This window comes from Bacteroides sp. D1 (assembly GCF_000157095.2).
GTDB classification, from domain to species: Bacteria; Bacteroidota; Bacteroidia; order Bacteroidales; family Bacteroidaceae; genus Bacteroides; species Bacteroides xylanisolvens.
Map to the genome: position 1 here is coordinate 580,032 of NZ_JH114350.1, position 15,235 is coordinate 595,266.

A 15,235-nucleotide genomic window follows, 5' to 3' on the forward strand; every position below is an offset into this window, starting at 1 on the left:
TTTTATAAACCTTGTGATCTAACTACTTCAAAAGCCCTTTTCACAATAGGAGCCATATCATAATATTTATATTCAGCCAATCGACCTCCAAAGATGATATCTTTTTCATGAGCTGCCAACGCACGATATTTATCGGCTAAATCATTATTCAGAGTATCATTTACCGGATAATAGGGCTCCATACCGGGTTTCCATTCTGCAGAATACTCTTTGCTAACTACAGTTTTCGGACAATCAAAAAGTTGCTGACCGAACATCTCAAAATGTTTATGCTCAATGATACGAGTATAGGGTACTCCTCGGTCAGTATAATTCACTACAGCATTACCTTGATAGTTAGCAGTATCATAGATCTCTGTTTCAAAAGATACGGTGCGATATTGCAAACGCCCCAAACGATAACCATAGAACTCATCTATTGCACCTGTATAAACAATCTTATCGGCAAGAGCTGTCAGTTCTTCACGGTTCTCCCCAAAATCACAATTTAGACGACACTCCACACCATCCAATAGGACTTCAATCAGCTTATTATACCCACCAATTGGAATTCCTTGATATTTGTCATTAAAATAGTTATTATCGAATACCATACGTACCGGCAATCTACGAATGATAAAAGCAGGCAATTCTGTACAAGGTCGTCCCCATTGTTTTTCAGTATATCCCATGATGAGTGTTTCATAAATATCTTTTCCAATAAGAAGCTGCGCCTGTTCTTCCAAATTTTCAGGTTCACGACCATTAAGAGCAACTTTTGCTTCCGTCCGCTGTTCTTCCAATTTAGCTTCAGCTTCGAGAGGGGTTGTCACGCCCCACATCTGGTAGAAGGTATTCATATTAAAGGGGAGATTATAAAGTTTGCCTTTATAATTAGCCACCGGTGAATTGGTATATCGGTTAAACTCCACTATAGAGTTGACAAAATCCCACACTTCTTTGTTTGAAGTATGAAAGATATGCGCTCCATATTGGTGAACATTTATCCCTTCTATATTTTCACAATAAAGATTGCCACCCAGCTGTGGACGCTTATCAATGACCAAACATTTCTTACCTTGTCGTTTAGCCATACAGGCAAAGGTGGATCCAAAAAGTCCGGAACCCACTATCAAATAATCATATTGTTTCATAATATGTTAGTTTTTTCTATTCTGATTTTTTCACAGATATTTTTTATCTTTCTATGAATTTATATCGCTGTTTACGTTGTAGTTCTCTGATTGCACATCTCACCCTTTCCGGCAGTTTTTTTCCTAAACGCATGAAGAAAGGCACTTTTACTTTAGGTATACATTTATATGGTGATGGAAGGCTGTTCAATTCAGCTTCACGCGCTTCAACTTTCTTAATCATTTGTTGTACAGAAATGTCTATCTCACGCATTGATTCATCCTGCTTCCACAAATCATGCAATATTTTACCATATCGATTCAGAATATCCATCTTATCAAGCCCCTCTCGTTGAGGTCCAAAAGCGAAATGAGCAATCAGAGCATCGCCATTAAAACAGTTAGCCTTACCTAATTGAGTTGGTTTGATACAACTCAAAAACTCTTCATCATCTCCTGGCACTTCACCTTTAAATTCAGCCATTTCATTACCAAACCATAAAACACAGTTGATTGAAAAACGAGCCATCCCCATAGGATGCTTACCAACATACAGCTCTTGATATTTACCGGCAATAAGATATTTCTCCATGAACCAATCGTGCAAATCTGCCGCAAACCAGCCATCAAAGCAGATAGTTCTCTCCCCACAGATACTCATATAATACTTATCCAACTTGATTTTATTATGCACCTGTAAAAGATAAGTAGACAAAGCGTTATTGATTACGAGCGGTGATACTAAAAAATACTCTGGGTTATCCACACGAAACTTCACCATCTTCTCAAACAGTTCGGGTTCAAACCATACCACATCATCATCAAGTTTCATGTAAATAGTATCTTTGTCGCAGCAATCACGATAAAATGCATTAATGCTCGCAATGCCATTAACAACTCCGTCCGGTTGCCACACCAAATTAACTTTCGGATATTTCTGCGCAAGCTTTTTAAAGAACTCAATATCCACCATATTGCGAGTATTAACCCATATATCATACCGATCCACAATATCAGCATTCAAAATGGGAGGAACCAAATATTGCATATAACGGCGGCGACCTGCAGCCGTATTCACTACAACTTTATAATTTTGATACATATCATCTGAATTTTAGGATTAAATTACGTAAGAGGCACATCATAAGTACACCTACAGGACTCGAGAACTGCATCAGTATTTTTCTCCTGCCTAGATACTTCTTGAATTCAGTCTTGAAACCAAACGTCTCGATTTCCCTCAAAAGTATGCGTATATATTGTAATCTTTGCTTTATGCCACGGCTGCTATCAACCGCATGAAGCATGTTATTATAGTATTCAAGAATTGTATATTGAGTCAGTTCATCACTTTGAGGAAGTAAGTCACTTCGCCTCTTCAATTCACGAGCTACTTCAACCACCACCTCCGGTGCAGTATATTTTCCGCCTAAATGTTCCCCCGGATGATGCACATAATTATAAGGAGCCTGCTCAATCACTCCTACAGATTTTGCTTTACCCAGACAATCAAGAGCAAAGAGGCAATCCTCAAAATAGTGAATATTTGTCAAAAATCGATGTTTCCGATTTTCAATAGAATTAAAAATTTTGTTGATAACCGAAAACATCAGATAGTTTTTCTTCATATCTAAATACAATTGCGCCAATGATTCAGTATCATCACAACGACATTGTTTCAACCTATGCCCATCGCTACTATTAAGAGGATAATCCTTATAACCAAATAAATATACGTCTGAAGGAGTTTGACGATGCAACCTTAACACCTCTTTATAGAAACCGGGATCAATAAAATCATCCGAGTCTATAAAAGTAAAGTATTCACCTTGAACATGTTCAATACCATAATTACGCGCATTGCCTACTCCTCCGTTGGGAATATGAAAAGCATGAATCCAACTATACTTCGATGCATATTCATCACATATTGCCCCCGATGCATCTTTGCTGCCATCATCCACCAACAGCAATTCTATTTCATCACTCATATCTTGGGCTATGACACTATCAATACAACGATGCAAATAAGGTTCTACGTTGTATACAGGAATAATAACTGAAAGAAACATATTTAATTAAAGTGAACGATGTTTTATCCCTTTACCGGCTAGTACAGGAATGTATTTATTGATTAGTGGTATCATTATCAAACAGCAGGAAAATACAAAAATAAACTGAACTAACTTACCGATAGCAAACGACGGTATCAATGGACGCAAAAAATAATCAGCTAATGATATAAATATACCCTGAACAGACATAATTATCAATGTATTTCTACCTATATATATCAATACATTTCCTAATTTAGGCATTCTTTTGAGAGAAAAAACCGAGAATGAAGCTACACCGACAATAGCGCTGAAACAAGCAAGAACCATCCCTATCTCAAAATAGTTCAAAATTTCCTGACTATGTTTTAACGCATCAGTTCTCACATATACATAAGTCAAAACACACCCCAACAAACCCAACAAACAATATTTCCACAAAGACATCCAATTGCTATTCATCAAAAACCTTTCAACAATAGCATATTTTCTCAATGAATTTCCTATTAGATAGAACAAAAGACACATTGGAATTTGAATAAGCCTATATGTTAAAGGGAATTCCCAAAAACGAAAGCAAGCAGCTAAGACCACGCATAACAATATGACAAATATTTTTACCCCCCCTTAAAGCGAGCCACGTTATACCCTAGAACTTCTACTATAAATAATATTGGAAGAAACCAAAGTGCGCCGGGAAGCAATGTCTTCAGTTCATAATATCTCCCTTCACAAATATATTCCGGAGAAACTACAAGACTAACCACCGTATATAGAACACAAGGAACGAGAAGTGTCCAAACCCTACTTACAGCAAACGGTAACAATTGAGGATGCTTCGCTATATTGAAGCAGTATCCCGATAGCATGAAAAAAAGAGGCATGTGAAATGCATATATCCATGGACGGATATATAGTTGATTCCCAATCATGTGACCAACTACCACAAGGATAATACCTATTCCTTTTAAAATATCAAGTGAATCTATACGCATAATAAAAATACAAATTATTTCAAAGTTCCTCTAGTTTTGCCGCCTCTCAAATGTAATCTGAAAAGTATGTTTTTGATTATTTCTTTCATATACTGCACAGCATACGCCATTGATGAGGAAGGCATCCAACGCCAACTACCGGCACAGCAATGTATTGCAACGGCTTTCCCTGTTATAAGCTCCATATTACTTGCAAACAAACTTGACGAATAAATTTTTAATCCACTCTTCAAATCCTGTTCTTCATCCTTAAATTTGAAACCATAATCAATCGCAATATTTGCAAAAATAAAAGGAGAAATAATTTTATTATTCAATGAACCATCCGGCAATATAAAATGCTTATCATGATAATAGTTCATACAATCCCTCATAAAAGGATGTCCTTTTTCCGCACCAAGAATAGCCGCCTGAATCTGAATTCCGTCTATATATTGAATATCTTTTCTTTTGTTACCTTCCGCATCAACCGACCCTTCAGCATAAATTTTCTCCACTAAGTCCGGATAACACTCTACCGCACTAAATGCCCTGTTAGCAAGACAAAAGTCTAAACTATTCCTGACAAAAACATCTGAATCCATATATATTCCCCCTTCCGTATAAAGTACATATACACGAATATAATCACAAGCAAATGCCCATTTTCGCATCTTACATGCTTCTGCTACAAAAGGGATGGAATAAATATCAAAATTGTGTGTATCCCATTTCTTTATTTTATAATCAGGAAGCTTTCTCTTCCAACTTTTAATGCAACGTTTGAGCTCTGCAGGCATCGGGTCGTTACTCAACCAACAATAATGTATTATTTTAGGTATCATATTAGAATGTTAAAAAATGGCTAGTCCTCTCAAACAGTCAATGTGTTCAATTCTCGAGTTCATCATTTTCTTTTTAATAACTTTATCTTAATATTGTTTTGTATTCTCTTACGTATGCCATCATCCAAACCCAAAAACCAAACAGCCAAAGCTACGCAAACTACGCCGCTTATTGAGAGGATAAAAAAATCCAAATATGGCGTGTGAAACAATGTATTTCTAAATATATATAACAGTAATGGTATAGGCACAGAAACAACAGTTACTATGATACAAGATTTAAATAAAACAAAAATATCTGTCCACGTATATCCCATAATTTTCACCAGTAGGAAAGGCTTTATAAAAATAGCGAGTATCAGAGATGAAAATAACATGACCCAGGACAATGAAACTGGAGAATAACCTAACTTGAACAAAACATAGATGACAGGAAAGGATAAATAGCCGACACAAATGGAACATATAGTAGTTTCCTTTATCTGACCTTTTGCTGTAAACGCACTGTAAAACGATTGGTCAAACACTCCAAAAAGCGTAGTAACAATTGCGAATTGCAGAAATACAACAGAATAATCAGGTATTTGTCCCAGCCAAAGATATAATAATTGCTTTGCAACTAAAAAGACTGGAAATGCTAATATCAACATTAAAAAATATGAATATTTTGTTGATATTAGCAATAAATGCTTACTGCCATCAAAATCATTTGCCGAAAACCTCTTAACGATCTGCGGATTTGCTGCTGTTCGGAAATTGTTAACAAATGAATTAGCTGTCATAGAAACAATATTGGCCACTGAACGTCCTGTCACTATGCCCGAATTAAAAAACATATTAAGAAGAATAGTAGTACCTTGAGCATTTAATGAAATAGAAGTGTTTTCTACCAAATTCCACGATGAAAAGCCGAGTACTTTCTTTATAATAGACTTGTCAAAAGAGAAATGGTAATGAGATTCCTCATAATGACGAATACAGTAATAACGATAAAAAAAAGTAATACCACATTGAACCACAAAAAGCAATGAAGCGCAAAGCATTAATTTATCCCAATCGGAAACCATGAGTATATATACAAGCAGTAATTTCAATATAGCTTCAATAATGCTCGTATAAGCATATATATTCATTTTCTCATGTCCAATAATCACAGCGGTATATGGCACCTGCGTAATACCGACAATAGACATTAATATAGATAAATGATATGTAAATACAGCAGCGGAAAATCGTTCCGGGGGAATGACTAATTTATTATATAAAAACCATAATCCGATAGTTTCTGCCAATAAAGCAACGACCACGCCGAATAATAGATGTACAGTCAATAAAGAGGAAAAAGTATCACTTAGCTTTCCCTTATCTCTCCTCCCCATTTCAAATGTAATAAATCGCGATGAACCGGATGCCAATGAACCATTAATAATATAACTTAATAAACCTGCTACTCCACCCACAGTTTGATAAATACCATAATCATTGACACCCAATGTTTGGAGAATAATTCGTGATGTATATAATGATACGACTATTGTACACAACATTCTAAAATATAAGAATATTGTATTCTTTGCGATTCTATCGTTTCCTGACATTAAGGTAAAATTTTGTTTTTATCTATAAACGGACAGACAGACAACAATTTTTGAGCATCAAAAGTAATAGGAGAATAACTATCTTTATATTGAAGCAAATCCGATAAATCCAAACGTGATCGTATGATTAGTGGTCTATCGATCGGCCTTTTCACAGAAGCGAAATAATCCAAATATTTAAAACTTCCATCAAAGGTTTCATCAGAGAATTTAATCCAAATATTGGGAATATGATACGCATCAGACAGAATCAGACCATGCAATGAGCTAGATATAATCATTTCACATTCTACGATCTCTTTTATCACTTGCCTCCAATCCTTATAATGTTTAATATCAATCTGTCTCGCCTTGTTTCTTTCTCTTTCAATAAATTCCTTTATAATAGAATTACCTAGATCATTTTTATGTAAAATCACCCCTATTAGGTATTTTTTTATTTACAAATGGAAGAGGGTAAATCTTAGGTAACAATAAAGCGGGATCTCCATATATCTCCGGGCACTCCACCCCTTGTGAGATCAAGTATTTGCGTGTAAGCGGCCCCCTAACAGCCAATACCTTACGAGGAATAGCTGGCAAAGGATTATCCGGTTCCCGCACTCCGCTCCCCCAAATGATACTATCTTTATTTGTCATCCAACCTATTATCGAACCTATAACCATAAAATTAGGCTGCTCCCGTAGATTGAAAAAATCCCAATAATTCAATATACGTTTATGACTCAATTCTTTTATAAGATAATAGTTTATGTCATCACCTATATTACTATGAAACACTTTATTACACAACAAATTCATAGACACATTAAGTACAATCTCATCTGCTCTTTTATGCAAAAGCATATAACCTGTATTTACAATAAGCCTAAATAATCTTATGATTCTACCTTTTATGCGTAATTGTTTAATTCTCATATTATATAATTCATTTGTCTTCTCCAAAATCACATTCGTCTATTCTTCTGTCCTTTCTCCCTTACCACCATGGTGTGTCTCCCCATAGCCATAACCATAGCCATAACGCTTACCATAGCCATAATATTTGCCATACTTACCGTAACCGTAATAATAGCCGTACTTTTTCTTCTGAAGATCCAAACCATTGATTACAGTACAAAGATTAGGCAACTTATTACTATCAGCCAATTCATTAATCAAGGTAAACTCTGCTTTCCGAGTATAGTCTGCCCGACATACGTAAACTGACAAATCAGCCACACGACCTACGAGCAAAGTATCAGTTACCATACCAACCGGGGCAGTATCCAAAATTATATAATCAAAGTTCTTTTTCAATACCTCAATCGCTTTATCCAAACTATCACGAGCTAATAACTCTGTTGGATTAGGTGGTACAGTTCCTCCTGGAAGAATAAACAAATTCTTACTAACATCCGAAGGCTGAACGAAATCCATCAGATTCTTGTCCGGATTCGACAGATATTGAGTAATTCCCTGCTCTTTCCTCGGAATATTAAAAATTTTATTCAAACCGGGCTTGCGAATGTCAAGCCCCACAATCACTACTTTCTTTCCTAATAAAGAAAGACTTATTGCTAGATTGGAAGAAATAAAAGATTTACCTTCACCACTAACTGTCGAAGTCACTAAAATCACTTTCTGATCATTCTCAAGCATAAACTGAAGATTAGTACGGAGATTACGGAAAGTTTCACTCATTAAAGTATTCTGATTCTCAAACACAGCAATAGAACCATTTGCTTCTTCTGTCAACGGTACATCACCTACAATAGGCAGACTTGTTAACTTCTCTACATCACCACGCCCTTCTATTTTAAATTTAGTCAAACCAATTAAAAAAATAATACTAACAGGCAATCCCACTCCTACCACTAAAGCAATTAAGTAGATTATCCTAGGCTTAGGAGAAACTGGAGCACCTTCAGCTGCTGGCTCATCAATAATCTTCGCATTATTCGCAGTAGCGGCTAAAGTAATAGCATTCTCTTCACGTTTCTGCAAAAGCATCAGATAAAGCCCAGCCTTGATTTCCTGCTGACGTGCAATACTTACATACTGGCGCTCCTGTCCCGGAGCATCACTGATACGACGGGAAAAACGACTGGACTCACGATCCAGATCAGCCTTCACGATAAGCAAGCCTTGTAAAGTCCCATCAATAGCAGCTTTTACATTTGCTTTCATGGCACGAATACTTGTATCCAGATTTACAATCATCGGGTTGCTTTCCGTAGAAGTACGAAGTAAACGCTTACGTTCAATAATCAATTCATTATAACGATCTATTTGAGTAGTTAAACCATTATCGGATAAACCAATATTACTAGGTAATACTTCATACTCATTCGACGGATTATTGATATATTTATTAAGATCACGAACTAAATTAATTTGAGTTCCATTTTCTACACGTTTTCTTTCATATTCAGCATTTCCCGATACTGCTAATTGGGCATCACTACTGATATCCGTCAATCCTGCATTTCTTTTAAAAGCTTCCAGCTTATCCTCTGTAGTGCCAAGTTCCTCATCAATAATCTTAATACGTTCATTGATAAACTCTCTCGTCTTTTCGGCAACCTCATTTTTATCATTATTCGTATTCCGATTATACATTTCCATTAACTTATTAATAAAGTCCTGTCCCCGCTGTATATTCGTATTCATCAATGAAACAACTGCTACAGAAGTCGTTTTTGAGGTAGGTGCTATTTCCAATGCCCACTGATATCCTTTTGCCACCCCAAAAGGCTGACTAACTACAGCGCTGATATTTCGTACTACACTTTGCCCTACTATCTTCCCATTTGATAAAGAATCTTTCAATGTAAACCCAAATGTACCTGCATCCGTAGGTAACACTGCTGGAAGTTTATCAAAATGCTTATTATATTCATTCAAGCCTATCTTTAGATTCACATCCAGACCACCCTCTGGAGATAACTTCATATCAACCAAAGCTACATTTGGCAATTTATCCGCCTCTTGTGCCGTCAAATTCACAATTACGGGAGAGGTTTTATACAGTTCCTTTTTAGGAAACTCATCCTCATCATAGTAAGTAATATAAAGTTCCAGATTATTAACGACCTCTTTCAGTATTGTTTTTGAGCGTAGCACTTCTATCTCATTATCAATACTCTGCGTAGAAGTAATCACTCCACCTAATCCCAAACTTTCCAAATCTGCAGTATTTCCACCACCATTCTTTTTATCATTCTTTATCATGATAGAAGCAGAAACCTGATACACGGGAGTTTGAAAATGCAAATACATCCAAGCACCAATAAAACAAGCTAAAACCGAAGCAACAAACCAAGGCCAATGAATTATATACTTAAAGAGAAGTTCCTGATAATTAACTTTCTCTTCGTCTAATTCACTCATATTATTGTCATACGAATTCTCTTTCATTACTAATTACTTATTTAATAAAATTACCAATATGTTTGCAAGTGAAACCAAGATAGAAGTGGCAGAGACCCACAATCCCGTATTAGTTCCTATATCCGAATTCTTAGCCTTAGTCTTATTAGGTGTCACGTAAATAATATCATTCTGCTGTAACTGATAATAAGGAGACAATACCGTTTCAGCCTTATTCAAGTCCATAGTAATAATTTCCTGCTTGTTATCTTGCCCTGTCCGGATTAATTTCACATTATCACGCATACCATAAATAGTCAAATCACCAGCCATAGCGAGCGCTTCCAGCAAATTAATCTTCTCGTTAGAGACTACAAAGCTTCCTGGCTTAGTAACCTCTCCCAATACCGAAATCCGGTAATTAACAATACGCACAGTTACAAGCGGTGCTTCTTTCAAATAAACCTTCAACTTATCTATAATCAGATTTTCTATCTCCAGTTTAGTCAATCCACCTACATGAATCTCGCCCAATACTGGAAAGTTGATATTCCCCTGATTATCTACTAAATATTGCTTTAGAGCAGATGACGCGTTTCTTTGTCCTACCGTCTTTCCCTCCGTTCCACTAGCAGTACCCGAATTTACCAGATTGAAAGGTGCAGCCAGTTCCGGAGTAGAACAAGATACGGCAATCGTCAACAAATCCTTGGGCATAACCTTCACACCTGTCTGACGAACACTCTGTTCTGTATCATTCACAAAAGCCGTATCCTGCAAATAAGGCACTTTCTTATATGATTGGCAGGATACCAGCAAAAAAGCAAGTAACGCACCCAAAGTCAATCGTTTCAATTTTCTCATAACCACCTACTCATGTAATTTTACAACTATTGATTTAATCTTTATTCAATTTCCAATTCTTCACCTAATAAGCCTCTTTATCCCCGCGGATTACGTTATACACAGTCTTATACATGATATATAAATCCAAAAGAAACGTCCAATGCTCAATATACCAGATGTCACGTTGCACACGTCCTTCCATCTGCCAAAGCTCCTTCGTTTCTCCACGGAAACCTGTCACTTGTGCCCAACCTGTAATACCAGGCTTTACAAAATGACGAACCATATATTTATTTATTAAATGAGAATATTCTTCTGTGTGCTTCAACATGTGCGGACGGGGACCCACTAAAGACATATCCCCTTTCAGGACATTAATAAATTGAGGAAGTTCATCCACATTCGTCTTACGAATCAGATCACCGATTCGGGTTTTACGAGGATCATGTTCTGTAGCTTGTAATGTATCACATTGAGCATTTACCCGCATTGAACGAAACTTATAACACCAGAATTCACGACCATCCTCCCCACTTCGTTTCTGTTTGAAAAAAACAGGTCCAGGTGAACTTATCTTTATAGCCAGCCCTACAATGACGTATATAATCGGGAAAAGGATACAAAGAAACAGTAGCGAGCAAATAATATCAAAGCCACGTTTCATCATACGGTTCTCCAATAACTCAAGTGGCTCACGACGGATAGAAAGTACCGGGACATTACCTAACATTTCAAAATACATTCTCCGTTTCAGATAGTTCCGGACATTGGGAACGCTAAAGAAACGAATCAGATGATTCTCACAATAGTTGATAATCGGCACTATTTCAGCACTACGGGCGGAAGGAAGACTACAATAAAGTTGGTCTACCTTTCCCGCATTACGAGTCAAATAATCAACAGCTTCACACGGCTGTCCCAAATAAGCTATATTCATAGGATAGCGGTCTGACGGAAAATCTTCAAAATATCCCAATACACGATACCCGGATGTCGGATCATCCGTCATAGAATGATAAAGTTCCTGCATATTTTCATGGCTACCCACCAGCACTACCTTTCGGACATTTTTCCCACTTTTGCGATAAAGCTCCAGAATAGATCGGAACGTCAGACGATAGGAAATGATAACGATAATGAGAACTATATAAAATACCCCTAACTGACGCAGATTGACACATTCAAAATGGAATATGTATGAAAGCCCAAAGACTATCAACACAAAAGGAATCATATTCCGGGCCACCCGAAGCATAATTTGTTCCGGGCGAACCACCGGACGATGAAGAATCACTCCTGAACGGATGTTGCAAACCAGATAACATAAAGTCATCAGAGCCATGTTCTGGAGAAGAGGCATTGAATACTCAAATGGAGACCGGTTTTCCCAGATCGAAGTAAACATCCATAACAGCAAGTTCAATAAGATGATGTCCCCTAGAAGGACAAAAGATTTTAGGACTTTATTGAAACGTTGGACTTCCTGCATTATTTTATTATCAACTGATTAAATTTCTTTCCCATCACCCGTGTTTCTCACGATAATCAATATAACGGTCGACCCATTCAATTGCTTTGGCTCGAAATTCCTCTTTGGTATGACAGTCATAGAAGTAAGCCAAAAGACGGGTGAAATGGCTTAAACGAACGTCTCCCCTTTTATAACCTTTGCATAGTAGACAGCTTTGCCCAAACCTATTTCAGCGCACATGGGAGCTATCTTCACACCTGCTTTCTTAAACTGCTCGGCGATGAAAAGACCGAGTGCTACATGAGAGTACTTTTTCATTTTTGTAATTCTGTTAATTGTTAAAGTTATTAAATAATACATGATTCTACCTATAACTGTTCTGATATGTCAGAACAGTTGATTTAAAAGCTATTCCTACCTTCGCCCCGCGTTTTGAAAATTCAAGGCGATAATCAAATAATTAGATACGTTATGACAAACGATTTTAGAATGTCTTATTTCATGCCTCCCATTGCGCCCATTAAAGACGAACACGGACAACTAGTTACTCCTCCTACGCTTATTCCCTGCTGCGAAGTCTCCGTAGAGCAAGTCTTTCAAATGATTACCTGCAACGAGAATCTCAAAGTTCTGACCGAACAAGTACGCAACTCCGAAGATATACGGACGGCAAAAGTATCACTATTACCATACGTGACTCCCTGTGGTACATTCTCGCGTCGCAGCAGCAAATGCCTCATAGATCCTTCCCTCCTAACAGTAGTAGATATAGACTATCTCACCTCCTATCAGGAAGCAGTGGAGATGCGTAAGACGTTGTTCAATGATCCTCTTCTCCACCCTGTGCTCACGTTTATCAGTCCTAGCGGACGGGGCGTAAAAGCCTTCATACCCTATAATCATTTACCCATGGCCGATGACGCAAACTGTATTACGGAAAAAATGAAGTTAGCAATGTTATACACTGTGATGATCTATGGTACAGGAACACCTCCTCCTTTCGGAGAAAAGAAAAAAGGTGTGGACTTTTCCGGTAAAGACATTGTGAGATCCTGCTTCCTTTGCCATGATCCGGGAGCATTATTTAGAGCCACCAACGAATAACCATAAATTATAAATTATAAATCATAAATCATAAATCAAAATAATGACTGATATTGAATCTTTACGCCGCCTCACTGAAGCGGTTGAAACTGCAGGAGCGGATATTGCTCCTACCTATGCTGAATATGTACAACTGGCGTTTGCCATCGCAACAGATTGCGGAGAAGCGGGACGCGAGTTTTTCCACCGTTTGTGCCGGACGTCCGCCAAGTACCAACGTGAACATGCCGAACGGATATTCTCCAATGCTCTCACTACCCGGCATGGGGAAGTACACCTGGGTACGGCTTTCCATCTTGCCGAAATGGCCAATGTGAAACTCTGTAATACGGAAGTTATGAACAACCGTAGAAATACAGAAAATACGGAAAATACACCATCCAAAGTTCTCACACACGCACACGTATATAATAAGGTGGAGAATGACGAACCGGACGAATCCGAAGAGCTGCTGAACGGTAGTGACCCGAACCAGCCATTGCCCACTTTCCCCGAAGCGGACTGGCCGAAAATCCTCTTGCTCATCATGAGCTATGCCACCAGCCCTACCCAGCGTGACGTCATGCTGCTCGGAGCATTGACTGCCATAGGTGCCAGCATGGAACGATATGTGAGATGTCCATACGCCGGCAAACTCCAGTCTCCTTGCCTGCAAAGTTTTATCGTGGCTCCTTCTGCCTCGGGTAAGGGAATTCTTTCGCTTATCCGTCTGCTCGTCGAACCTATCCATGACGAGATCCGCCAGCAAGTAGCGACAGAGGTCAAGGCTTACAAAAAAGAGAAAGCCGCCTACGACGTCATGGGAAAAGAGCGTAGCAAAGTGGAAGCTCCCCAAATGCCCAAAAACAGAATGTTTCTCATCTCGGGCAATAACACCGGAACAGGTATTCTGCAAAATATCATGGATGCCAACGGCACAGGACTTATCTGCGAAACGAAAGCAGATACTATTTCTGCTGCCATCGGCTCGGAATACGGACACTGGAGCGACACGCTCCGCAAAGCGTTCGACCATGACCGTTTGTCGTACAACCGGCGTACCGACCAGGAATACCGGGAAGTAAAGAAAAGCTATCTGTCCGTCCTGCTTTCCGGTACGCCCGCACAAGTGAAACCACTTATTCCCTCGACAGAGAACGGTTTGTTCTCGCGCCAACTGTTTTATTACATGCATGGTATATGGGCATGGATCAATCAGTTTGAAAGTGGCGAAGCCGATCTGGAAGCTATCTTCACAGACATAGGCCTGGAATGGAAAAAGCAACTCGACCTGATGAAAACACATGGAGTCCATACGCTCCGGCTCACCGACGAGCAAAAGCAAGAGTTCAACACTCTCTTTTCCGATTTGTTCTTCCGTTCGGGACTTGCCAACGACAACGAAATGAGCAGTTCCATCGCCCGACTGGCTGTCAACACGTGCCGTATCATGGCAGAAGTAGCTATGATACGTGCATTGGAATGTGATCAACCTTACCAATTCAAGAATTCTTCTATCCATCTGCTTACTCCTGATAAGGAGATTGCCACTGATAATATCAAAGACGGCATTATCACCCGTTGGGATGTAACGATCACCGCTGAAGATTTTAAAGCGGTTCTGGAGCTTGTAACTCCGCTTTATCGTCATGCCACGCATATCTTGTCTTTTCTTCCCTCCACAGAAGTCAAGCATAGAGCCAATGCCGACCGGGATGCACTTTTCGAAGCAATGGGCAACCAATTCACCCGTGCACAGTTGTCGGAGCAGGCTACAATCATGAAAATCAAACCTAACACCGCTTTCGGCTGGCTAAATCGTCTGATTAAAAAAGGATTGTTTACCAACGCAGACGATAAAGGCATCTATACGCGCACGCACGTGTGCGTGTGTTAGGGAG

Annotated in this window: 15 protein-coding genes; 2 read left to right on the forward strand and 13 right to left on the reverse strand. The window is 38.5% G+C overall.

Translation table 11 applies throughout. From position 1 onward, the window contains the following. Positions 1-2: 2 nt before the first annotated feature. The 13 genes from glf to BSAG_RS0223530 form a co-directional block, all read right to left on the reverse strand. Entirely contained in the window at positions 3-1,133 is a 1,131-nt protein-coding gene (glf, locus tag BSAG_RS02590) for a UDP-galactopyranose mutase (RefSeq protein ID WP_008770919.1), read from the reverse strand. Positions 1,134-1,176: 43 nt separating this feature from the next. Further along, entirely contained in the window at positions 1,177-2,214 is a 1,038-nt protein-coding gene (locus BSAG_RS02585; protein ID WP_004313219.1) for a hypothetical protein, read from the reverse strand. 1 nt (position 2,215) lies between these two features. Further along, positions 2,216-3,184 carry a glycosyltransferase family 2 protein gene (locus tag BSAG_RS02580; protein WP_004313218.1) on the reverse strand — a complete coding sequence of 323 codons (969 nt, stop codon included), beginning with the start codon at positions 3,182-3,184 and terminating at the stop codon, positions 2,216-2,218. Positions 3,185-3,190: 6 nt separating this feature from the next. After that, positions 3,191-3,661 carry a hypothetical protein gene (locus BSAG_RS02575; protein WP_225739724.1) on the reverse strand — a complete coding sequence of 157 codons (471 nt, stop codon included), beginning with the start codon at positions 3,659-3,661 and terminating at the stop codon, positions 3,191-3,193. A 122-nt stretch (positions 3,662-3,783) separates the two neighbouring features. Continuing rightward, positions 3,784-4,161: an acyltransferase family protein gene (locus tag BSAG_RS02570; protein WP_008997747.1), complete on the reverse strand. Its 378-nt coding sequence runs from the start codon at positions 4,159-4,161 to the stop codon at positions 3,784-3,786. 14 nt (positions 4,162-4,175) lie between these two features. Beyond that, positions 4,176-4,985 carry a glycosyltransferase family 32 protein gene (locus BSAG_RS02565; RefSeq protein WP_004313216.1) on the reverse strand — a complete coding sequence of 270 codons (810 nt, stop codon included), beginning with the start codon at positions 4,983-4,985 and terminating at the stop codon, positions 4,176-4,178. Positions 4,986-5,047: 62 nt separating this feature from the next. After that, the gene (locus BSAG_RS02560) at positions 5,048-6,583 is read right to left on the reverse strand and encodes an MATE family efflux transporter (RefSeq protein ID WP_004313215.1); all 1,536 of its coding nucleotides are present in this window, start codon (positions 6,581-6,583) and stop codon (positions 5,048-5,050) included. Continuing rightward, positions 6,583-7,002, reverse strand: coding sequence for a polysaccharide pyruvyl transferase family protein (locus tag BSAG_RS25805; protein WP_032840255.1), 420 nt, complete (start codon positions 7,000-7,002; stop codon positions 6,583-6,585). Before BSAG_RS25805 ends, BSAG_RS02560 begins: the two co-directional genes overlap by 1 nt. Then, positions 6,989-7,501, reverse strand: a complete 513-nt coding sequence (locus BSAG_RS25810) for a hypothetical protein (RefSeq protein ID WP_232286466.1) — start codon at positions 7,499-7,501, stop codon at positions 6,989-6,991. Before BSAG_RS25810 ends, BSAG_RS25805 begins: the two co-directional genes overlap by 14 nt. A gap of 39 nt (positions 7,502-7,540) precedes the next feature. Continuing rightward, positions 7,541-9,982 carry a GumC family protein gene (locus BSAG_RS02555; RefSeq protein ID WP_004313213.1) on the reverse strand — a complete coding sequence of 814 codons (2,442 nt, stop codon included), beginning with the start codon at positions 9,980-9,982 and terminating at the stop codon, positions 7,541-7,543. 6 nt (positions 9,983-9,988) lie between these two features. Continuing rightward, the gene (locus BSAG_RS02550) at positions 9,989-10,804 is read right to left on the reverse strand and encodes a polysaccharide biosynthesis/export family protein (protein ID WP_004313212.1); all 816 of its coding nucleotides are present in this window, start codon (positions 10,802-10,804) and stop codon (positions 9,989-9,991) included. Between the two features lie 58 nt (positions 10,805-10,862). Then, on the reverse strand, positions 10,863-12,269 hold the full coding sequence (locus tag BSAG_RS02545; RefSeq protein WP_008770916.1) for an undecaprenyl-phosphate glucose phosphotransferase: 1,407 nt from the start codon (positions 12,267-12,269) through the stop codon (positions 10,863-10,865). Between the two features lie 150 nt (positions 12,270-12,419). After that, positions 12,420-12,569 carry a hypothetical protein gene (locus BSAG_RS0223530; protein WP_008021935.1) on the reverse strand — a complete coding sequence of 50 codons (150 nt, stop codon included), beginning with the start codon at positions 12,567-12,569 and terminating at the stop codon, positions 12,420-12,422. Between the two features lie 153 nt (positions 12,570-12,722). Here BSAG_RS0223530 and BSAG_RS02540 point away from each other — a divergent pair, with 153 nt between their 5' ends. Continuing rightward, a complete protein-coding gene (locus BSAG_RS02540; protein WP_004313210.1) occupies positions 12,723-13,355 on the forward strand; it encodes a BT4734/BF3469 family protein in 633 nt (210 codons plus the stop codon). Between the two features lie 43 nt (positions 13,356-13,398). After that, on the forward strand, positions 13,399-15,231 hold the full coding sequence (locus BSAG_RS02535) for a DUF3987 domain-containing protein (RefSeq protein ID WP_004313209.1): 1,833 nt from the start codon (positions 13,399-13,401) through the stop codon (positions 15,229-15,231). Positions 15,232-15,235: the final 4 nt, after the last annotated feature.